Genomic DNA, 21,200 nt, shown 5'->3' on the forward strand with positions numbered 1-21,200 from the left:
CCAGGCGGCGTAGGCGGCGGGACGGGGGTGGGTCGGTCTGGGATCCGATGGGGTCGCCCCGACCTCGGAGCGTTCGGGCGACCATTGCTATGATGGGGATAGGCAGATTCCCACGTTACCCAACCACAGCGTCGCCGTGTCAGCGTGCCGGAGCGACAAGACCCGCTTCCGCTGGTCGGTGACGACGGCCGGGTTCCATGCCTGCCGTTCGACGACCTCCTCTTCGTCCGCCGCCATGGCATTGGCCGCCGGCATGTCTCACGCCCACGTCCTGGCGGAGCCGCATCGTATCAGGGCGCGGATCAACGATGGCGGGTGGATCTAGTCGGCGCTCCTGCGTGTTTTTGGGATGTCGTTGATCGCGTGGTCGCCATCTGACGGATGGTCCCCGCGCCTTGAGCGTCCGAAATGGGCGGATTGCGGACCCTGCGCCGTTGGTCATGATCACCCCTATGACCGACTGGATCCAGCACTTCCGCACGGCGGCTTGTGGGTTGGCCGTAGCACATGTCTGGCGTGGGCATGGCTCGGCGCTGTTCGTGGAGCTTGGCGCGCTGACATCAACCACGCGCCGTAATGGCTTCCCCGGTCAGCCAGAGGGCGAGATCGGCCTGATGATTGAGTGGAGTTGGCGAATCGAGGAGGGAAGGTCCATCGCCTGCGGTAGTTGGAGCGACGAGAACCTGTGGTCCCCGACCTTTGCGCTCCTCCTCGGCCGCACGGTCCAAGACCTCTCGATGTTTGGCCATCTACCGGAGGTGGTTCTATCGGTGACAGGCGATCTGCGGCTGGCATCGTTCATGACGGCGGGAGGCGATCCGGCATGGGCGCTGTTCGACCGGCGTGGCCCTCGCCCCGTCGCCGTAGGCTGTCGGTCGGGAGTGGTCTGCGTCGAGCCGTATGACTGTAAAGAATGAGATGCGGACCTTATGCGTGAGGCGCGCTGGGCTCATCCACCTTGAAGGTGATCGCGACTGAGCGGGCACGGATCGGGCCGTCCCAAGGCTTAAGTTCGATCTCGATGTCCTGCGGGAACGGGCCGACCGTAATGCATGACGGGCGATAGGAGGTTATCGAGAGTGAACGACTCTGAACGGAAGCTCGTCGATGCCATTCGAGCTATGACGAATCAGTACGTGAGCACAAAGGCATCAAAGAACTTGGCTCTCCCTGGCGCCGAAGGTAGGAGCTTCGAGGCGCGCGAGCCGGAACTAGTAAAGTTGTTGGCTGCGATGTGCTCGAAGTACCTTGAGCGGACGGACACGGGCGAGGTCGTTCTAGACAATGGAGCTATATCGGCCGGTGAGCATGCCTACGAGCAATTGGAAGCACGAGGACTGATCGTCATTGAACCGACCGGATATCGGTTCGCCCGTTGGACCGAGGCGGGAAGCAAGCTCATTGCCAAGCGCGCCCTATAGTCGGAGTTTGACTGTTCCGGCGCCACAATGATTCACTAAGGATAGATATATGGCTGGCAGTTGCAAGGCATGAAAAGCCTGAACATGTCTCGGGTCGGCATACCTTTATCCTGCGCGATTGCTGCAGCTGGGCTGGGGTGGGGCTGGATGATGGTCGAAGGGTTCTCTTGTACCGTTGGAGACCCTCCCTACGAGCAGGGATGTCCTGATATCGATTTCCGGCTCGTCTGGCTCAAATCCTCAGTCTATGTTTTTGTCGTACTATACGCGATCTACTACTTTGCTCTGGTGGCTTCATACGCAATCGGTAAGGCGGCCCGCGCATTGGCGAAATCGCGTAGACAGCAGAGCACCCCGCGTAACGAGCCAAAGGTCCATTAAGGGTGGCAAGCGGACCTTAGCTTTTTGTCCTGAAGCGGACGTTCCGCATCCAGTCTAAAAGTATATGCTTGGTATTTTTAGAGAAAGATTATGAGTTGGCAATTTCTAAAGACGTAACACAATTAGCGTATCGCTATTAAGATCAGCCACATGGTTCCAAATAAAAAAAGCATCCAAGATACTCCGTATTCCCATCTCATGATGCGACGAAACCGAACCGGATCGTCACGTTTCGAAACAGGGACCAATCCTTTTATATAAACAAATCCTTTTATATCGCGCTTTAATGAGTAATAGTATCCAAAAATACTGAGCGCGATTGAAACAAATCCGATTGTCATGTTTCCGATTGAGGTCATGGAGTTGCTTTGCAAAAAATCTATCGTCCGCCTTATCTTCTAATATCTCATTGTCCGCTTACCACCCAACCCAGTCTTAGGTCATCGACCACCAAGCCGCCGCGAAGCGGACGTTCCGAAGGTCGCTGAAGGATCGAAAGCAGCCCCGGCAGCGGGTGTCAAACGTCAGATTTTCACCACTCGATCGATATAGTCCTATTCAAGTTGTTCTTCCCAACGCTTTACCTCATCCTGAGGTGCCGCGGAGCGGCCTCGAAGGAGGGCTCCAGGGATCGCGCGACCACTGGAGGGCTCCTTCGAGGCCCGCTGATGCGGGCACCTCAGGATGAGGTGGTCTGATGGGATGATCGGACTGAGCATGAAAATCCGCTGATACATCCACTCCAACACGCCCTCGGCACACGCATCAAGGCTGAAGATGCCTCTGTGCAAATCCATGCCGAACACCTGAGCTTGCGTATCGTCGGCCTATACCCTTGGCTCCGACGACGGAGAGAGCCGTGTGTTCCCGCCGCCCGGCCCTTCGCCTCAGCGCGCCGACCGTGAGCCAGCGAGCTCCCGCGAGATCGCCAGCATCACCGCCAACGTGTCCGCCTCGTCCTGCTCGGCGCCGTGATCGCTGAGCTTGACGATGACCGTGCCGGTGTCGCGGTTGATGTAGATGTACTGGCCGTAGACGCCGATGGCGGAGATGTCGTCGTCCCCTTCCGGCACGTGCCACCATTGCGCCGAGTAGGGCCAGCCGTCGACATCCCGGCGCGCCGGGGTCTCGATCCGCTCGATCCAGCGTGCCGGGACGATGTGCGTGCCGCCGACGCGGCCATGGTCGGCCACCATCAGCCCCAGGCGGGCAAAATCCCGCGCCACGGCATTGATGCAGCAGAAGGCCTTCTCCGTCCCCCCCGGCCGGTCGAGATTCCAGGTCGCCTTCGCCTCCGCGCCCATGGGCTTCCAGATCGCCTCCGAGAGGAGGTCGGCCAGGGGCTTCTTCTGGACCTCCGCGAGGATCAGGCCGAGGATCTCGGTGTCGATGCTGCGGTAGTGCCCCGTGCTGCCGGGCTTCGACGACAGGGTGGCGTGGTCGCGCACGAACTCCCGGATGTCGCGGGTGAGGTACATGCCGGCGGTGCCCGTGAGCGGGTCCCACGGGTCGTAATTCTCCGGCACCGCGAGTCCGCTCGTCATGTCCAGGAGGTCGCGGACGGTGATGCGGCCGAAGGCCGGCTCGTCCCGCAGATACGGCAGCAGGGCCGCCACGTGGTCGGTCTCGGCGAGTTTCCCCTCGGCGATCGTCTGTCCGACCAGCAGCGAAACCACCGATTTCGCCACCGACCAGGACGGGAACAGCGTCGCCGGCCCCGAACCGGGGCGGTACCATTCGTGGACGAGAACGCCGTCCTGGGTCACCAGCAGGGCGTTGGTATGGGTCGCCCGCAGCATCTCCGCCAGGGGAACGCTCCGTCCCTTCCAGGGAACCCGGTCGGGAATCGCGTGGAGCCGGACGGGCAGGGGGCGGGACGAGGGCGGCGCCGCCACCACCCGGTTCGCGAACCAGGTGCCCACGGAGGAGGGCTCGACGATGGCGAGGGCGGCGAGCGTGATCGGGTTCGGCACGCCGAGCAGCGGCCCGATGGCGGCCGCCAGCCCGCCCAGCGCCAAGGCGCAGATCAGCGCCCCGGCGAGCCGGGGGCGGCGAAAGCGGGGCCGGAGGCGGGCAAATCGCGACATCACCCCTCAGTGATGCGCGGTCTGGCCCGAGGCGAGGATCGTCACGCCGACGGCGATCACCGCGATCCCGATCATCATCGGCAGGGTGATCGGCTCCTGAAACAGCAGCGCGCCGCCGACCGCCGCGCCGACCATGCCGACCCCGGCCCAGATCGCGTAGACGATCCCGATCGGCAGCATGTTCATGCTGTTCGACATCAGCCAGAACGCCGTGCCGTAGCCCAGCACCACGATGATCGTCGGCACCGGCTTGGTGAGACCGTCGGCCGCCTTGAGGGCGAGGGTCGCCGTCACTTCGGCGCCGATGGCCAGGGCGAGGAGGAGATAGGGGTTCATCCGTGGGTCGTCCGTGCGGTCGGCGGGCTGAAGGCGGGTCGGGCGGCCATCCGCATGGCGATGGCCGCGTCGTGGCCGATACCGGGGGGAAATCCACCGGTACGGCTCCGGATTTCCAAGAGCACGCCGGCCGTTAATGTCCCGTGTGGATGGCGCATGAAAGGCCGCCCGATGGCGGTCGAAGCAGGGTGCGCGTGGCGGTGGCGATCCGGCTCGGGTGGCGCGCGCCGGATTCGAAGTCCGCCCGTCGATGGCGTCTTGCCCCGGTCGGGGTCTCACGGCACAGATCGAAGACGGACTGCGCGAGATTCTCTTTCGTCCTTTCGGCGCCGGCGAGTCCGCAAGGGGAAGGGGCTCCCGGCACGATCTTCGTCACCACCGCGACCCTTCCCCTCCCTATGTCCCTCTCCCCGCGACGGAATCCGACACCATGCGCACGACCCTGACCGCCTTTCTCCTCATCGCTTTCACGGGTGCCGCCCTCGCGCAGCAGGTGAACGAGCCGCCGATCCAGAGCCCGCAGGACGCCGCCTGTCGCGAACAGGCCAGGGCGCAGGTGTTCAGCGCCGCCAACCCGAACAACCTCAGCCTCTACGACCTCGGCTCGCAGATCTATCACGCCTGCATGGCCAGCTATCACACCACCGGCCCGAACCCGGACCGCAAGGACCGCCGCTTCTGAGGAGAGCCAAGCCCTTCCGTCTCAACGATAATCGGTGGGCGTCAGGCCGTGCCGGGCGATCTTGTCGTAGAGGGTCTTGCGAGGTGTGCCGAGGGATTCGGCGGCGATGCGGACGTCCCCGCCGGCCATGATCAGCTCCTCGCGGATCAGGCCGCGCTCGAACCGGTCGACCTGTTCGGCCAGGGTTCCGGCGGTGGCGGCCTCGGGCGGCGACACCTCGTTCTGCCCGAGGCCCAGGGCGTGACGCTCGGCGAAATGGCCGAGTTCGCGCACGTTGCCGGGCCAGTCGTGCCGGCGCAGGTGCTCCCGCACGGCCGGCGTGATCGGCGCGGGCTCGCGGCCGAAGCGCGTCGCCGCCCGGGTCAGGAACTCCTGGAACAGCAGCATCACGTCCTCGCGCCGGTCGCGCAGGGGCGGGATCGCGATCGTGATGACGTTGAGCCGGTGGTAGAGGTCGTCGCGGAAGGTGCCCTGCGCCGCCGCCTGGCCGAGATCGACCTTGGTCGCCGCCACCACGCGCATGTCGATGGGGCGGATCTCGTTGGTGCCCAGCGGCTCCACCGCCCGTTCCTGCAGCACGCGCAAGAGCTTGACCTGGAGACCGAGCGGCATGCTCTCGATCTCGTCGAGGAACAGCGTGCCCCCCTGCGCGTGCTCGATCCGGCCGACGCGGCGCTTGAGGGCGCCGGTGAAGGCGCCCGCTTCGTGGCCGAAGAGCTCGCTCTCGACGACGCTGTCGGGCAGCGCCCCGCAATTCATGGCGACGAAATTCCGGCCGGCCCGCCGGCTCCAGCGATGCAGGGCGCTCGCCACCACCTCCTTGCCAGACCCGGTCTCGCCGAAGACGAGCACGTCCACATCGGCCTGGGCGACCTCGCGCACGAGGCGGCGCAGGCGCACCATTTCGGGTGAGATGCCGAGGAAGGCCGGGTCCTCCTCCACCGCCGCGTCCAGCCGGGCGCGCAGGGTGCGGTTCTCGAGGACGAGCCGGCGCCGCTCCAGGGCGCGGCGCGCCGAGGCGACGAGGGATTCGGCCGGATAGGGCTTGGCCAGGAAGTCGTAGGCCCCGTCGCGCATGACGCCCACCGCCATGCGGATGTCGCCATGCCCGGTGATCAGGATCACGGGCAGTTCCGGATCGATCGCCTTGATCCGCCCGAACAGGGCGATGCCGTCGAGATCGGGCAGGCGCACGTCGGTGACCACAAGGCCGGGCGGATCGGCGAGGATGGCAGCCAGCGCCGGTCCGGCGGCCCCGAAGGTCTCCACCGTGAACCCGTCGAGCTCCAGGCTCTGGCGGTTGGCGCGGCAGACATCCGTCTCGTCGTCGATGAAGACGACCCGTTCGGCCGACCCGCCCGCACCCTCTTCAACGCTCACGGTGTCGTCTCCACGGGGGCTTTGGCCAGTTCCATCCGAAACACCGCGCCGCCGGCCGGATCGTCCATGGCGTTCAGGCTGCCGCCGCAATCCTCGACGATTCCGCGCGCGATGGCGAGCCCGAGACCGAGCCCATCGGATTTGGTGGTGAAGAAGGCATCGAAGACCTGCGCCCGGATGGTCTCGGGGAGGCCCGGCCCGGTATCGCGGACCTCGATGGCCACGCGATTATCGGGCACGTCCCGCACCAGAAGGGAGACCCGTGGATCGGTGCTCCCCGCCGCCGCGTCGAGGGCGTTCTGGAGCAGGTTCACCACGACCTGTTCGAGGCGCGGCCCGTCGCCGAGGACGTAGAGGCCGGGAGCCGGCCTCTCCGCCGAGACCGCAATCCGGGCCGCCTGCGCCCGTGCTTCCACCAGTTCCAGGCTGTTGGCGAGGATATCGGCGAGCGCCACGGGCTCGCGCCGCGGCGACGAGCGCCGGGCGAACCCCTTGAGCTGCCGCGTCAGCCCGCCGATGCGGTCGGTGAGGCGGCCGATGGCGAAGGCGTTCTCCGCCGCCTCCTCGCCCCGGCCCCGCCGCACCAGGATCGCCGCATTGTCGGCGTAGGAGCGGATGGCGGCCAGCGGCTGGTTGATCTCATGCGCCATGCTGGCGGCGAACTGCCCCAACGCTGCGAGCCGTCCGGCCTGGGCGAGTGCGCGGCCCAGGCGCTCCCGCTCGGCTTCCGCCTGTCGTCGTTCCTCCTCCGCCCTCCGCCGCTCCTCGATCTCCAGCCGAAGCATCCTGTTGGCGTCGGTGAGCTCCAGCGTCCGCTCGCGTACGCTCCTCTCCAATTCTTCCCGGCGCGCCGCAGCCTGAGCGAGGTGCTGGCGGGTCCGCCGCCGACGGCCCGCCAGGGTCGCGATCCCGATACAGGCCAGGCCGGTGCCGAGGGCGGCGATGATCCAGGCCTGCACCCGCTCGCGGTCCACGGCAGGGCCCACGGGCGTCAGGGTATGGAGCCGCCAGTCGGTGCCCGGAATGGGGGCATCCAGGGCGAGGGCCGTCCGGGCGGGCCGCGATCCCCGGCCGACGCGGACGAGATCCCGCATCCCCCCGACCGGATGGAGCGGGAGCGCCGAGAGCGGCGCCTCGCCGAATTCCAGCGCCGCGCGGATGCGCTTCCGCTCGTCGTCGCCGACCTCGCGCAGGGTGGCGAAGCTCCAGGCGGGATCGCTCGCCACGAGGACGATGCCCCGCGCATCGGCCACGAACACCCCGTCTCCCGATTGCCGCCACGCGGCCTCGACCCCATCGAACTCGATCTTCACCACGACGACGCCGCCAGCCTCGCCGATCCGCCGCGACAGGTAGAGCCCCGCCCGGCCGCTCACCGTGCCCAAGGCGAATTGCGACCCGGCGCCATCGGCCATGGCCTGCCGGAAGTAGGGTCTGAACGCGTAGTCCCGGCCGACGAAGCTGCGCTCGGCCTCCGCGTTGCTCGCGGCCACGGTGATGCCGTCGGGGCGAATGACGTAGATCACCGCCGAGCCCGTGGCGGCCGCCACCTGGGCGAGGCGCTTGCTCACCTGCTCGACCATGGCCGGCGTCGGATCCGGCCCCGCCACGGCGGCGATTTCCGGGTCCGCCGCGAGGGCGAGGGGGAGCGAGGCCTGCTTCTGCATCTCCGCCCGCAAGGCGCCGACCTGCAGCGCCAGGGTCGACTGTGCCGTGCGGCGCAGGTCGGACAGCGCCCAGCGTTCGGCGGCCTGCCCAGCCAGCCACGCCGCGACCCATACGAGGACGAGGCTGGCGGCGAGGGCGAGGCTCCGGCGCGACCGTTTCAGAAATCCGCGATCGGTTCCCTCGCGAGGCGGGACATTCGAATTCAAGGGGCTCGCTCCAGTGCGGAATTCCGGACGGAATTTCGCGGCGGGGTGCGGATAACCGCATTCGACGTGAGGAGGAGATTGGCGACCATCTGAAAAATATGTCTCAAATCAATGTTTTAACGAATTATTTCAGGAGTTCCCGATCTGGCACGGCGGTTGCCATTCTCAGACCGAAACGCAGGCCTGCGTTCATCGCAGAGCTGTGCGCCGAAGGGGTCTAGCCCCGGACGCCAAGACCAAAAGACGACGAGGCCCGGACACCCCGGCGCTTCGATCCGAACCGATCTATTCCCAAGGGAGAAGCCCGCCATGGCCGCCATACCGTCACCGCTCACCGCGCCGCACGCGCCGGCAAAGCCCAAGCCCCTCTATCGCACGCTGTATTTCCAGGTTCTCGTCGCCGTGGCGATCGGCATCACCCTCGGTCACTTCTACCCGCAGGTCGGCGCGGACATGAAGCCGCTCGGCGATGCCTTCATCAAGCTCGTCAAGATGATCATCGCGCCGGTGATTTTCCTCACGGTCGTCTCCGGCATCGCCGGCATGACCAATCTCGAGAAGGTCGGGCGCGTCGGCGGCAAGGCGCTCATCTACTTCATCACCTTCTCGACCCTGGCTCTCATCGTCGGCCTGATCGTGGCGAACCTCGTCCAGCCGGGCGCGGGCATGCACATCGATCCGAAGTCCCTCGATCCGAAGTCGATCGCGATGTACGCCGACAAGGCGAAGACGCAGTCGATCACCGACTTCCTCATGAACATCATCCCGACCACGGCGGTGGGTGCGTTCTCGGGCGGCGAGATCCTTCAGGTCCTGTTCTTCTCCGTGCTGTTCGGCTTCGGCCTCGCCTTCCTGGGCGATCGCGGCAAGCCGGTCCTCGACATCATCAAGGTGCTGTCGGAAGCCATCTTCGGCGTCGTCAACATCATCATGAAGGTCGCGCCCATCGGCGCCTTCGGCGCCATGGCCTTCACCATCGGCAAGTACGGCATCGCCTCGCTCGCCAACCTCGCCTACCTCGTCGGCGCCTTCTACCTGACCTCGGCGATCTTCGTGCTCGGCGTGCTCGGCCTCGTCGCCCGCTACAACGGCTTCTCGATCATCAAGCTCATCCGCTACATCAAGGAGGAGCTCATGCTTGTCCTCGGTACCTCGTCCTCCGAGTCGGCCCTGCCTTCGCTGCTCGAGAAGATGGAGCGCGCCGGCTGCTCGAAGCCCGTCGTCGGCCTCGTGGTCCCCACCGGCTACTCGTTCAACCTCGACGGCACCAACATCTACATGACCATGGCGGCGCTCTTCATCGCGCAGGCCACGGACACGCCGCTCACCTATGGCGAGCAGGGCCTCCTGCTTCTCGTGGCCATGCTCTCTTCCAAGGGCGCGGCCGGCGTCACCGGTTCGGGCTTCATCACCCTGGCGGCGACCCTCGCGGTGGTGCCCTCCGTGCCCGTCGTCGGCATGGCGCTGATCCTCGGCGTGGATCGCTTCATGTCCGAGTGCCGCGCGCTCACCAACTTCATCGGCAATGCGGTGGCCTGCATCGTGGTCGCCCGCTGGGAGGGCGAGGTCGACGAGGTCAGACTCGCGGCGGCACTGGGCGGCAACCCGATGCCTCTGGCAGCCGAGATGCCGGTTCTCCAGGCTGCGGAGTAACGCCCGTCCCGACTTCGAGCCGGGTGGCCATCCAGCCGGCTCGAAGACGATCCGAAAGGAGCTGCCGGACCGCAATGGCCCGGCAGCCTCTTTCGCGTCGAGCATGGCCTCGGTTTCTCGATGCGATGAGTCACCCGAGGCCATTCCAGACGAGACACGTGCCCGAGATCGCCAGAAGCCCGTCCATCATGAACCGGAACGTCTCCGGGGCGAGGCGAAGCACGAAGGGCTTTGCCTCGCCCCCACCATGAGAGCCGCGCCCACGGCGAGGCCTCTGACGAAATCCGCGACCGGCAATGCGCCGGTTCCCTGAAAGGTCAGGGTCTTGGTCAGGTAGATTGCCAGCGACGCAGCGGCCTCCGTGCCGATGAACGCACCCTTGGTCAGGCCGTAGCCGATGAAGACCGGAACCGAGGCCGGGCCGGTCGAGGCGACGATGCCCGTCAGGAAGCCGATGACCGCTCCGGCAACCGCCAGATGGGGGAGCCGCACTCTGACGAGGCGGTCGGCCAGCCAGCGGCGTCCGGGGATCATCGCCAGAAGAAACGCGCCGATCGCCAGATCGACAGCATGCGGCGGCAGGACCAGCATCGTGCGGGCGCCGAGCATCGCCGCCGGAATTCCGGTCGCCGCATAGGTAGCGACGGCCCGCCAGTCGACCTCTCGCCACCATGCCAGGATGCGGGAGAGGTTCGCCATTACGGCCGCGACCGCCATGATCGGAATGGCTTCCTTGGGCCCGTAGACATAAGCGAGGACCGGCACCAGCATGATCGAGGAGCCGGTGCCGATGATGCCGCTGACGACGCCCGCCACGAGGCCGATGGAGAGGATGAGAAGCAGGCCCATCGGCCGATTGTGCCCGGTCGAACCGGAAGTCCCTAGGGACAATGCCTGACGTTGGATAACCTCGGCCTGCGAGCCTGTGCTGACGGAGGCCGGCTCGGATCACTTTCCCGCCAGCGAACGTTCTCCTGCCCTCATGCTGACCAGTCGGACCGATCTTGCCGATCTCGGCACCTTCCTCGCCATCGCTCGCCACCTGAGTTTCCGGCGCGCAGGGCTGGAACTCGGTGTCAGTGCCTCCGCGCTGAGCCATGCCCTAAAGGCGATGGAGGCTCGCCTCGGCGTGCGGCTGATCAATCGCACCAGCCGGAGCGTCACCCTGACCGCAACGGGTGAAGAGCTTCTGGCGTCGCTCGATGCGCCCTTCGCGGCGATCGGTTCGGCGCTCGACGGACTCAACCGCCACCGGGAGCCAGGGAACGCCGCGGGGCGCATTCGTCTCAATGTGCTCGAACATGCCAGCACGCTGCTGCTCGCGCCAGTGCTGCCCGTCTTCACCGAGCGCCATCCGCATATTGAGATCGACGTCCGCGTCTCCAACGAGCTGCTCGACATCGTGGATGCCGGGGCCGATGCGGGCATCCGATATGGCGGCACCGTCGCTCAGGACATGATCGCCCAGCGCCTGTCGGCCGACCTTCGCTGGGTGGTTGTCGGCGCACCCTGTTATCTCGATCGGCATGGAACGCCGGCGCATCCACACGACCTGTTGGCGCATCGGTGCCTGCGCATCCGCCTCGGCGACGAACGGCTCTACGGTTGGGAGTTCGAACGGGCCGGTGAGTCGCTCGCGCTCGACGTGCCCGGCGCCGTGACGATCGACAACACGCACTTCGCACTGTCCCTCGCGATGGCAGGCGGGGGGCTGGCTTACCTCCCCGAACCATGCGTCAGGTCGCCGGTCGGTCGCGGTGAACTGCGCGTCGTTCTGACGGATTGGGCACCCGAGGGAGCCGGCTTTCACATCTACTATCCGGGACGTCGCCAGTTGCCGACAGGCCTGCGGCTCCTCATCGATCTGGTTCGCGAGCTTCGCCCGCTCGGTCTGTAGGCGCGATGTCGCCAGCGATGAGCCATGCTCATCGGTCTGTTGAAGCAATGGCGGGTCATCGGAGTGAGGCCGTGAGCCTACTTGTCGCTGATCGGTGAGCGGTAAGGCTCGCCATCACGCCCAGCCGGAGGCTTCCGACATGCTCACCACGCACCGTTTCACCGAAAAGGTCGTTTTCGTCACCGGTGCCGCCAGCGGCATCGGACGTGCCGCCGCCCTCGCTTTCGCGGCCGAGGGGGCTCGCGTGGCGATTGCCGACCGGACTGAGGCGACCCTGGAACACTTGCGGGCCGAGATCGAAGCGGCCGGCGGAGAAGTCCTGGCGATCCGTTGCGACGTGTCTCTGCCGGAAGAGGTGGAAGCGGCGATTGCCGGAACCGTCGAACGCTTCGGGCGCCTCGACTGTGCCTTCAACAATGCCGGAGTCGAGAACAGGGCCACGCCGGTCCACGAGATCGAACTCGACGAATGGGACCGCATCCTCGACATCAACCTGAGGGGGACCTTCCTCTGCATGAAGTATGAGCTGGCGCAGATGGTGCGCCAGGGTGGCGGCGTGGTGGTCAACACCTCCTCCGGTGCCGGCATCCGCGGTGTCGCGGGCGGCGCGGCCTATGCCGCTTCCAAACACGCCATCATCGGTCTGACCCGCTCGGCGGCGCTGGACTATGCCAGGAAGAACATTCGGGTGAACGCCATCCTGCCCGGCAATATCGAAACGCCGATGATGGACCGTTTCACGGGAGGCGACGTTCAAAAGGCGATCGACCTCGAACCGGTAGGGCGCCTCGGCAAGCCGGAGGAGATCGCAGAAGCGGTGCTCTGGATGTGCTCGGACCTCGGTGGGTTCGTGACCGGAGCCGCCACGGTGATCGATGGTGGCTGGTCGCTTTGACGGTCGATCCGGCGAAAACGGAGGAGCAGGCGAATGGAGATCACACGCAGCGGGTCGCGACCGTCCGGCAGGGGACCGTCCGAATGGTTCACCGGGACCGTGCGGATCGACCCTCTTTTCTCCGCGCCCGAACCGGCGAGGGTCGCTGGAGCGAGCGTGACGTTCGAGCCGGGCGCCCGCACCGCGTGGCATACGCATCCGCTCGGCCAGACCCTCATCGTCACCTTCGGGGCCGGCTGGGTTCAGCGGGAGGGCGGCCCTAAGGAGGCTATCGGGCCGGGCGACGTCGTCTGGTTCGAGCCGGGCGAAAAACACTGGCACGGGGCAACGGCAACGACGGCCCTGACGCATATCGCGATCCAAGAGCAGCTCGAAGGCCGGGCGGTGACGTGGTTGGAACAGGTCACCGACGAACACTATCGCGGCGTCTGACGCTCGCGCAAAGGTGGCCCCTCGACGGGCGGGCGCGAAGACCCCCGTCCCGACGGGGCCTCATGTGGAGGGGATCAGGGTGAAGACGTGGTCCGCTCCGGCAATGGTGGCCGGGCGGTGGGCGACGATGATTCGGGTCATGCGCAGATCGCGCAAAGCCTCGGCGATGACCGCTTCCGTCGCTTCGTCGAGATGGCTCGTCGCCTCGTCGAGGAACAGGATCTCCGGTTTGCGGTAGAGGGCGCGGGCAAGGATGACCCGCTGCTTCTGGCCGCCCGAGAGCGTCGAACCCATATCGCCCACGAGGGTCTCGAACCCCATCGGGGTGCGCTTGATGTCGGCGAGAATCGCGGCGCGCGCGGCGCATTCCTCGATCCAGCCGGCATCCGGCCGCTCGTCGAAACTGGCGATGTTCTCGGCGATGGAGCCGGCGAAGAGGCCGTCATTCTGCATCACGCCCGCGATCCGGCGGCGATAGCTGGCCGCCCCGAGGGTGCGGATCTCTTGCCCTTCGACGAGGACGCGCCCCTCGCTCGCCGGCAGCAGGCCCATCATGATCTTCATCAGCGAGGTCTTTCCCGAGCCCGAGGGGCCGGTGATGGCGAAGCTCGTCCCCGCCGGCACGTCGAGGCTGAGGTCGCGGAAGATCCAGGGCTCGTCCGCGCCGTAGCGCAGGGCGAGCTCCTTCACGGCGACACTCCCCGTACCCTCCGCCGCCCGGATCAGCGCCGGGGCGGCCGGTTCCAGGGTGGAGCCGGAACCCTCCTCGGGCTCGCTCATGACGATGTCCGACAGCCGATCGGTCTGGACGTTGAGCATGCGCAGCTGGAAGCCCGACTGGATCAGGTTGCCGATCCGCTGCGAGAACTGGTCGCGATAGGCGAGGAAGGCCACCAGCATGCCGAGCGTCATCGACTGGTCGATGACCGCCCGCGCGCCGAGCACGAGCAGGAGCAGCCTGTCGACGCCGAACAGCAGCTCATTGGCCCGGCCGAAGACGAGGTCGAGGCGCTGGAGCCGCAGCCGCGCATTCAGCGAGGTGACGAAGTGGTTCATCCAGGTGCCGCGGCGGCGCTCGCGCAGATCGAGGAGCTTCACGCTCGCCATGCCGCGCACGGTCTCGATGAAGTGGCTCTGCTGGCGCGCCTCGGCGACGATCGCCTCCTCGGTGCCCTCGCGGTAGGAGGCGTAGGCGGCGATCCGCAGCGCTGCGGCGAGCGCCGTCGAGGCGACGACGACGAAGGATAGCCAGCCGCCATAGACCACCAGCATGGCGAGCATGCCGATGGACATGATCCCGTCGAGCACGGCTTGGACGAGATCGGTGGTGAGCCCCTTCTGGATCGTCGCCAGGGAGCCGAAGCGCGAGATCACGTCGCCGACGTGCCGCTTCTCGAAATAGTCCAGTGGCAGGCGCGAGAGGTGGTCGAACAAGCTCCCCGACCATTGGTAGTTCAGCTTGGTCCCGGTGAGCATGATCGCCCAGGTCCGCGCCACCGAGAGGACGAGCTGGACGACGAGCAGAAGGGCGAGCCCCACCGCCACCACCAGCAACAGGTCGAGATCGGCGTTGACGATGACCTCGTCGATGACGATCTGCGAAGCGATCGGCATCAGGATCGCGACGAGCTCGATGCCGAGGGACAGGGCCAGGATCTGGGCGAGCGCAGGGCGGATGCCGCCGATCGTCCGGAACAGGTCGCCCAGCGCCAGTCCGCGCTGCCGCTTCTCGCGCACGAAGCTGGTGGTCGGGCTCGCTTCCAGGGCGACGCCCGTGAACTCCCGCGACGCCTCCGCGAAGGTGAGCTTGCGCCGCCCCCGGGCGGGATCGTGGATGACGATCCCCCTGCCGCTCACGGCGGTGAGCACGACGAAGTGGTTGAGCCCCCAATGCAGGATGCAGGGCGTCTTGAGCTTGGGCAGGTCCTTCAGTTCCGCCCGCAAGGCCCGGGTGGCGAGGCCCATCGAACCCGCCAGATCGATGAGGTTGCGCAGGGTCATGCCCTTGAGCGACAGGGCGTGGCGGCGGCGCAGGGCGCCGAGATCGACATGGCGGCCGTGATACCCCAGCACCATGCCGAGGCAGGCCATGCCGCATTCGGCGGCCTCCGCCTGAAGCAGGACGGGCACGCGCCGGCCGAAGCCGAACTGAAGGGTGCTGAGCAGGCTCACGCTTTCATCCGCCGCGGGTCACGAGATCGACGCTGCGCTTGACCCGGTAGAGCGGGTCGAGAAGCCATCGGTAGAGGGGGCGCTTCTCCAGGGCGATGTCGGCCTCGACCCTCATCCCGGCTTCCAGACGGCGGCTCTCGCCATAGGCGATCACGCTGTTCTCGTCCGGCCGCACGATGATGCGGTAGATGCCGTCGCCGTTCTTCGCCTTGGCGCCGGCGGCTTCCGGCAGGTCGGCGGCCTCCAGGGGCGCGCGGGTCACCTCCGAGACGGTGCCGCGATAGAGGCCGAAGCGTTGGAAGGGGAAGGCCGCGTAGCGCAGCATCACCGCCTCCCCCGTATCGATGAAGCCGATGGCGGAGGATTCCACGAACAGGTTCGCCTGCAGCCTACCCTCGCTCGGCAGCAGGGTGAGCAGCGTGGCACCCGCCGCCACGCCCTGGCCGGCCTGGACCCGGATGGAGGTGAGAATGCCCTTCTCCGGCGCCCGCACCTCGATGGCCCGGCGGGCCTCGCTCTCGGCCCGCTGCTGCTCCAACTGGGCGGCGGTGCGGTCCATCTCGGCGAGGTCGCGGGCGAGCTTGTCGTCGAAGGTGGCGAGCGTCGCCTGCAACTCGCCGACCTTGCCCATGAGCTGCAGGCGCGAATTGCGGAACTGGGCAAGCTGGGAACTCGCCTGCAGGTAGAGGTAATTCTGGTTCTGGAGGTCGGCCGAGCGGGCAAATCCGTCGCTCACCGCCTTGGCGAGGACATCGACCCGCTCTTTCAGCGGCGGCACCAGCTTCTCCTGCAACTGGACCTGCTCCTCCAATTGCCGCGACTGGGATTGGAGGTTGTCGATCTGCTCGGCGAGCGAGCGCTTCTCGGTGGCCGCCATGGCCGACCGCAACCGAGATTGCGCCTCGATCGTCTCCTTCTGCCGGGCCAGCTGATCGATGATGCGCTGCTGGGTCGGGCCGTTGGCTGAGACGGCGTCGAGGTCGAGCGTGTAGAGAAGCTGGCCCTGCACGACCCGGTCCCCCTCCTTCACCCCCGAGGCGCTGACGCGTCCGGCCACCGGGCTCGCCACGGTGATGAGACCCACATCCGGTGTGAGCATGCCGAAGGCGTGGATACGGCGGGTGTAGGTGCCGAAGACCACGTACAGGATTGCCGCGATGGTGATCAGGATCGTGATCGCGGTCATCAGCCGGATTGAGAGCGGCTGCACGATCTGGGCTTCGCCCAACCAGGAATCCTGGCGCGCTCGGGCGACCTCTGCGCGAAAAAGCGGCGACGTCATCGGGTTCGGCGGTCCTCCTAGCCCAATGGCGGCGTAGTTCGATGTTGAGGCGTCTTATGCACGAGAAGCGCGGCGGGCCTACTGGCCCGCCACGCTTATTCACCGATCAGGATTGATGCGGATAAGTGCTCAGTGGCCGCCGAGGAGGCCGCCGACCGCGCCGAGAAGACCGCCGACGAGGCCGCTCACCAAGCCACCCACCTGACCGACCACGCCGGAAACGGCGCCGAGTTCGCTGGACAGGTCGAGGTCCAGGCCGAGGGACAGGCCGCCGCCGACGGCGTCGAGTTCGGTGGCGTCGAGTTCGCGGATGGTGTCCAGGTTCTGGGTCATGTCACATCTCCAAGATTAGGCGGCGCGTTCGCTTCGCGCCACGCCGAGAAATCGGGTTGGCGGGCCGGGCTACTTGCCGCCCAGGAGGCCACCAACGGCGCCGAGCAGGCCACCGACGAGACCGCCGACCAAACCGCCGACTTGGTCGATCGTGCCCGAAACGGCACCGAGTTCACTCGAAAGGTCGAGGTCGAGACCCAGGGAGAGGCCGCCGCCGACCGCATCGAGCTCGGATGCATCGAGGGTGCGGATGGTGTCATTCGTCTTAGACATTCATTCTCTCCAGAGTGTATTCGGTACGTCGATCTTTTTCTCTAGTCTATGTTTGAAAGCATTCGGTCTTGCTTTCTGTTATCCAGACTACACGCTCAGAATCGTCCATCAACCCTCAATTTCGACCTTCTTGCCCGAGGTCGCCCCTTGGTGAGCTTTGTTGTCGATTGATGACGGCGTGGCTGTTTCTTCGGCTACGGTCGGCGAAGGTCTGATTTTCCTCACCAAGTTTGCTGGAATTTGGCGATTCTTGCTGAGGATGAGGCAAGGCTTAGAATTCTGTATTTTCCTAATCAAAACACTGATAAACATCATGTTTTTTGAATTATTTGACAATTTGTCGCAGGTAAATCAATCGGCAAAGTGAGGCTTGACTGTTTGGAATTTGCTTCCCCTCCTATCGGATTAGGCGACAACAATGATCTGCGGCCCCCGGAGCGAGGCGGTCCGAGGGCGGTAAGTCTTATTATAGATTTGACAAAGGGCAGTCGCATTGCCCGAGGAGGCCGTGGCAGTCACCGTCAGCGGGCTAGGCTGAGCGACAAAGGCAAGACATTTCACAATAGGCTTCGTCGCGTTGGATGCAGGTTCATTGGATCTCACCCTTGCGTGCTGCATCGCTTTGCACGAAAGTGCAGATCGAACGGCTTGCGGTGGCGGTTGTTCGTCAAAGCGGCTCATCGCCGATCGAATGCCCAAACTGGGCGCTCGAGGACGGGGCCTTTCGAGACGCGTTTCTTGCGACCGTCTGGGAGACGGGCTGCCAATGGGAGTTTTCGCATGCATCATGATCGCGTGAATGCGGATTGATCAGAGCGAATGCGGTTGCACGATCGAACTCGACGGTGAGATCGAGGCTGTGCTCCAGACCAGCACCGGCCTCGGGTGGTCCGGCATCGGCTTCAGCGACATCATGCTCGGCAGCCAGGGGACGGTGTCCATCGTCCAGCAAGGCGTCCACTTCGCCCTGTCGCTGGCGCCGCCGAGTCAGCGCTTTCTCTGGTCGGGCCAGACTTACGATTTCTCGGAGGACAACATCATCGTCCTCGAGCCGGGGGCTGCCGTGGTCGAGAGTTGGACCGGGCCGTTCCGTACGCTGACACTGAGAGTGGCCCCGGAGGCCGTCGAGCGCATCACCGACGCCTCCCTCACCAAGACACAGATCCGGACCCAGTTCGTTCCGTCGCGCTCGCAGATCGCGGTGAGCCATCTGCTGCAAGCCGTGTCGGCCGACCTGGAGACGGGATGCTCCACCGGGCCATTGTTGGTGGAAAGCGTATCGGCGACGCTGCTGCAGTTGTTCTCAGGCGGTGAAACGATGCCCCGTCGCACCGGCCCCACGCTGACGTCGCCACAGGCCGCGACCCTTCGCGAACTGATCCTCGCCCGCCTCGCTGAACCGCTGAGCCTGCAACATTTGGCGGACGCCGTCGGCACCAGCGTCGGCCATCTCGTTCGCGCCTTCAAGACATCCTTCGGCGTGACACCCTATCAGTTCATCCTGCGGGAGCGGGTGAACCGGGCGCAGGACCTGATTGCCAGCGGGACGTTGAGCCTGAGCGAGATCGTTCCCCTGGCGGGGTTCAACGATGCGAGCCAGATGTCGAAGACCTTCCGCCGTCTCACGGGACAGCCGCCACGCGCCTTCCTGCGCCGCGCGCGCGAGACTCGGCCCCTCGGCCCATCGAACGGTTAAGTCCCCCCGCGAGGAGTTCCGGCTGTGCCCCCGATTCTTCAGCGGTCGGGGCGATCAGCATCGCTCTTGAATGCCTCCGACCCCCAGGCCGTCATTACCGGATGTGATCGTTATCGACGAGGCGACGAGTTCCCGCGACGGCGAAACCGATGCGGCGGAGATGGCGGCCCTGTCCGGCACGCGCACGCTCATGCTGACCGCGCGCCGGCTGACGAATCTGAACGGAACGGATGTTGTCCATGCCCTGGACGAAGCCCGGCCGATCGCTTCGGGACCACCCGATATTGTCCTGCCGACGACCACAGTGGAACCAGTCCGTTCGATTGTGGGACTCCGATAAGGGATGGTGCGGTCGCAATGCAGGACCGCATGGCCTATCCGGCCTGCCGTTCCGGATCCCCGCCCGTCAGCACTGCGTCGCGGTACATCGGTCCATGCTCCTGGCCCGCAGAACCGTAGCGCTCACCGGGCCTTCAGCACCACCCGGCAGGCGGCGGGAAGGGCCGCCATGGTCATCGGCGGCTTGGGCCTCACCGGCTTCGTCGATTTCGGCGGGTTCAGCACCGCGTCGCTGAACCAATAGGCGAGTTCCTCGCCACAGCCGTCGCCGGGGGGCGGCGGGGCCTGGTCCCCGCACTGATCGTCGCCGGCCGGGCAAGAGAGGCGAATATGGTAGTGGTAATTGTGCCCGTACATCGGGCGAACCTTGTTGAGCCAGGAGCGGTCGCCACCCGCTCCCCGACACAGGGCCTTCTTGATCGCCGGGTTGACGAAGAGGCGCGCGACTTCTGGCTGCTGTGCCGTGAGGCGGATCAGCTTGAGATGTTCCGGTGTCCAGACCTGCGGATCGATGTCGAGGCGGTCCGTGCGCACCACGTTGGTGGCCGAGGTCTCCTCGCGCTCCGCGCGTGTCATGCGATGGTTTGGCATCGGTGTCAGCCAGATATCCGCGTCGAGGCCGAGCTGGTGGGAGGCGTGGCCGGTGAGCATCGGTCCGCCGCGAGGCTGGGACATGTCGCCGACGAGAAGGCCGTTCCAACCGACGCTGGGCGCCTTGGCCGCCAGTCGCTCGATGAAATCCACGAGATTCGGCGTGCCCCACATCCGGTTGCGTGAGAGGCGCATCACCTGCCAGTTCTGTCCGTCCTGGGCCAGCGCCTCGCCGCCGGAGAAGCATCCCTTGGCATAGGACCCATAGGGTCTTGCAGGACCGGGAGCCGGCGTCGTTGCCCGCCCGAAGAGGGCTTTGGCCGGTGTCGAGGGCGCGTCGGGATTGTCCAGTGGCGGTAGGGGCTTGGGGTTCACACTGCCCCTGTCCTGGGCCTGTGCGGCCCCTCCGCAGGCGAGGAAGGCGAGGGCCGCGAGGCGGAACGAGCGTAAGGTCAGGTGCATGGCGCCAACCTAGTCCATCGGCCGTCGGGCCGTCGAGAGCTCTCGGCTATTCCGCTGGCGAGACCGAGATCTTGATCGCGTCCGATTTCGCGCCGCTGACGACGATGAGAATGGGCGTGGTGCCGAACTGGAACCGGACGCTCTTCGAAACGCCCGGACATCCGGGCCGCATCGTGCTCGCCACGGGTTTGCGCGTCGTCGTGCCGTCCTGGCTCACGTCGATCCAGGCATTGTCCGACAGGGTCACCTGATACAGGCCGGGCATAACGACGGGCGGTATTCGCAAGCTGCCGCCGAATGTGCCGGGATTCGGTTCCCGCGAGGGCACGAAGGGGAGATCGGCCTCGGCGATCGGCTTGAGTGCCAGGACGGCGCCCGGCATCTCTGCAGAGAGGGTCGCGCCGGAATCGAGCCGGGGGAGAGAAGGAGCTTCGAACCAGGCCTGCTCACGCAGGAGCGGCCAGTCGAACGAGGTGCAGGCGGCCGGATCGGCGACCTGTTGCGCCGACGCCCTATCGGCGTCGAGACCCGCGCCGGATGCGAGCACCAGGCCGGCGATGATCGGGAGCATTCTGCGCATGGCCACTGTCCTATGAACGGTCGCGGGCCCCTCGACGGTGAGAACGGTGCCGTGACCGGAAAGGTTTCCCACGGTTGTCCGCTTTGGGGGGGCAGTGCGGACCCGGTGATCACTCGTCGTCCGGTTGCTCGACGTCCTCGGACACGGTTTGGCGTACGCCCCAGCCGCGCAACGTCTCGTTGAGCTCGTCGAGGACGAAATGGCGGGCACTGTCGCGGTCGTAGCCTTCGTCGAGATAGGAATCGTATTCGGTGAAGACGTGGCGGGCAAAGGCGACGAGGGCGAGCCAAGCCGCGTTCTCGGGGCTCGCATTCCGCAGCCCCGGACTTGTCAGCGCCCGGGAGAGGACGGAATCCGTCTCGAAAGCGGGCAGGCGCGGAGCGAGGATACGAAGCGCTTCGCCGACGGCGTCCGCGCGGGTCATCGCGGCGTCT

Annotated in this window: 20 protein-coding genes and 1 pseudogene; 9 read left to right on the forward strand and 12 right to left on the reverse strand. The window is 66.0% G+C overall.

All coding sequences use genetic code 11. From position 1 onward, the window contains the following. The first annotated feature begins 452 nt into the window (after positions 1–452). Together FV220_RS08555 and FV220_RS08560 are read left to right on the forward strand one after the other, a co-directional pair. The gene (locus FV220_RS08555) at positions 453–917 is read left to right on the forward strand and encodes a hypothetical protein (RefSeq protein WP_187273361.1); all 465 of its coding nucleotides are present in this window, start codon (positions 453–455) and stop codon (positions 915–917) included. A gap of 162 nt (positions 918–1,079) precedes the next feature. Beyond that, positions 1,080–1,421: a hypothetical protein gene (locus FV220_RS08560; protein ID WP_147830742.1), complete on the forward strand. Its 342-nt coding sequence runs from the start codon at positions 1,080–1,082 to the stop codon at positions 1,419–1,421. 1,268 nt (positions 1,422–2,689) lie between these two features. Here the strand turns inward: FV220_RS08560 and FV220_RS08565 are convergent. Together FV220_RS08565 and FV220_RS08570 are read right to left on the reverse strand one after the other, a co-directional pair. Then, positions 2,690–3,889, reverse strand: coding sequence for a serine hydrolase (locus FV220_RS08565; RefSeq protein WP_147830743.1), 1,200 nt, complete (start codon positions 3,887–3,889; stop codon positions 2,690–2,692). A 6-nt stretch (positions 3,890–3,895) separates the two neighbouring features. Next, on the reverse strand, positions 3,896–4,225 hold the full coding sequence (locus tag FV220_RS08570; protein ID WP_018045616.1) for a multidrug efflux SMR transporter: 330 nt from the start codon (positions 4,223–4,225) through the stop codon (positions 3,896–3,898). 430 nt (positions 4,226–4,655) lie between these two features. Here FV220_RS08570 and FV220_RS08575 point away from each other — a divergent pair, with 430 nt between their 5' ends. Then, positions 4,656–4,907 carry a hypothetical protein gene (locus tag FV220_RS08575; RefSeq protein ID WP_056141265.1) on the forward strand — a complete coding sequence of 84 codons (252 nt, stop codon included), beginning with the start codon at positions 4,656–4,658 and terminating at the stop codon, positions 4,905–4,907. A 21-nt stretch (positions 4,908–4,928) separates the two neighbouring features. On the opposite strand, the gene FV220_RS08580 is transcribed toward FV220_RS08575, so the two are convergent. After that, complete coding sequence (locus tag FV220_RS08580) at positions 4,929–6,287, reverse strand: sigma-54 dependent transcriptional regulator (protein WP_147830745.1); 1,359 nt, start codon at positions 6,285–6,287, stop codon at positions 4,929–4,931. Next, a complete protein-coding gene (locus FV220_RS08585) occupies positions 6,284–8,161 on the reverse strand; it encodes an ATP-binding protein (protein ID WP_147830747.1) in 1,878 nt (625 codons plus the stop codon). The genes FV220_RS08580 and FV220_RS08585 overlap by 4 nt, the downstream gene beginning before the upstream one ends. A gap of 309 nt (positions 8,162–8,470) precedes the next feature. On the opposite strand from FV220_RS08585, the gene FV220_RS08590 reads away from it, so the two are divergent. After that, the gene (locus tag FV220_RS08590) at positions 8,471–9,814 is read left to right on the forward strand and encodes a dicarboxylate/amino acid:cation symporter (protein ID WP_056141256.1); all 1,344 of its coding nucleotides are present in this window, start codon (positions 8,471–8,473) and stop codon (positions 9,812–9,814) included. Positions 9,815–9,944: 130 nt separating this feature from the next. Here FV220_RS08590 and FV220_RS08595 read toward each other — a convergent pair. Beyond that, a pseudogene (locus FV220_RS08595) lies at positions 9,945–10,663 on the reverse strand (sulfite exporter TauE/SafE family protein). Positions 10,664–10,796: 133 nt separating this feature from the next. On the opposite strand from FV220_RS08595, the gene FV220_RS08600 reads away from it, so the two are divergent. The 3 genes from FV220_RS08600 (at position 10,797) to FV220_RS08610 (ending at position 13,038) form a co-directional block, all read left to right on the forward strand. Continuing rightward, entirely contained in the window at positions 10,797–11,711 is a 915-nt protein-coding gene (locus FV220_RS08600; RefSeq protein ID WP_056141371.1) for a LysR family transcriptional regulator, read from the forward strand. Positions 11,712–11,850: 139 nt separating this feature from the next. After that, on the forward strand, positions 11,851–12,606 hold the full coding sequence (locus FV220_RS08605; protein WP_056141248.1) for a glucose 1-dehydrogenase: 756 nt from the start codon (positions 11,851–11,853) through the stop codon (positions 12,604–12,606). Positions 12,607–12,639: 33 nt separating this feature from the next. Further along, positions 12,640–13,038: a cupin domain-containing protein gene (locus FV220_RS08610; RefSeq protein WP_056141246.1), complete on the forward strand. Its 399-nt coding sequence runs from the start codon at positions 12,640–12,642 to the stop codon at positions 13,036–13,038. A gap of 60 nt (positions 13,039–13,098) precedes the next feature. Here the strand turns inward: FV220_RS08610 and FV220_RS08615 are convergent, their stop codons facing one another. The 4 genes from FV220_RS08615 to FV220_RS08630 form a co-directional block, all read right to left on the reverse strand. Continuing rightward, complete coding sequence (locus tag FV220_RS08615) at positions 13,099–15,210, reverse strand: peptidase domain-containing ABC transporter (protein WP_147830749.1); 2,112 nt, start codon at positions 15,208–15,210, stop codon at positions 13,099–13,101. 4 nt (positions 15,211–15,214) lie between these two features. Continuing rightward, complete coding sequence (locus FV220_RS08620) at positions 15,215–16,492, reverse strand: HlyD family efflux transporter periplasmic adaptor subunit (protein WP_147830751.1); 1,278 nt, start codon at positions 16,490–16,492, stop codon at positions 15,215–15,217. A 129-nt stretch (positions 16,493–16,621) separates the two neighbouring features. Next, complete coding sequence (locus FV220_RS08625) at positions 16,622–16,825, reverse strand: hypothetical protein (protein ID WP_018045605.1); 204 nt, start codon at positions 16,823–16,825, stop codon at positions 16,622–16,624. 69 nt (positions 16,826–16,894) lie between these two features. Then, a complete protein-coding gene (locus tag FV220_RS08630; RefSeq protein WP_018045604.1) occupies positions 16,895–17,098 on the reverse strand; it encodes a hypothetical protein in 204 nt (67 codons plus the stop codon). Between the two features lie 799 nt (positions 17,099–17,897). On the opposite strand from FV220_RS08630, the gene FV220_RS08635 reads away from it, so the two are divergent. Then, positions 17,898–18,794 carry an AraC family transcriptional regulator gene (locus FV220_RS08635; RefSeq protein WP_147830753.1) on the forward strand — a complete coding sequence of 299 codons (897 nt, stop codon included), beginning with the start codon at positions 17,898–17,900 and terminating at the stop codon, positions 18,792–18,794. 103 nt (positions 18,795–18,897) lie between these two features. Continuing rightward, a complete protein-coding gene (locus FV220_RS08640) occupies positions 18,898–19,134 on the forward strand; it encodes a hypothetical protein (protein ID WP_187273362.1) in 237 nt (78 codons plus the stop codon). Between the two features lie 122 nt (positions 19,135–19,256). Here the strand turns inward: FV220_RS08640 and mepA are convergent, their stop codons facing one another. From mepA to FV220_RS08655, 3 genes are all read right to left on the reverse strand, one after another. After that, positions 19,257–20,186 carry a penicillin-insensitive murein endopeptidase gene (mepA, locus tag FV220_RS08645; RefSeq protein ID WP_018045601.1) on the reverse strand — a complete coding sequence of 310 codons (930 nt, stop codon included), beginning with the start codon at positions 20,184–20,186 and terminating at the stop codon, positions 19,257–19,259. Between the two features lie 46 nt (positions 20,187–20,232). Then, the gene (locus FV220_RS08650; RefSeq protein WP_238253980.1) at positions 20,233–20,766 is read right to left on the reverse strand and encodes a hypothetical protein; all 534 of its coding nucleotides are present in this window, start codon (positions 20,764–20,766) and stop codon (positions 20,233–20,235) included. Between the two features lie 109 nt (positions 20,767–20,875). After that, on the reverse strand, positions 20,876–21,190 hold the full coding sequence (locus FV220_RS08655) for a DUF2293 domain-containing protein (RefSeq protein WP_147830755.1): 315 nt from the start codon (positions 21,188–21,190) through the stop codon (positions 20,876–20,878). Between the last annotated feature and the right edge of the window lie 10 nt (positions 21,191–21,200).

The sequence above is a fragment of the Methylobacterium sp. WL19 genome (assembly GCF_008040005.1).
Lineage (GTDB): Bacteria > Pseudomonadota > Alphaproteobacteria > Rhizobiales > Beijerinckiaceae > Methylobacterium > Methylobacterium bullatum.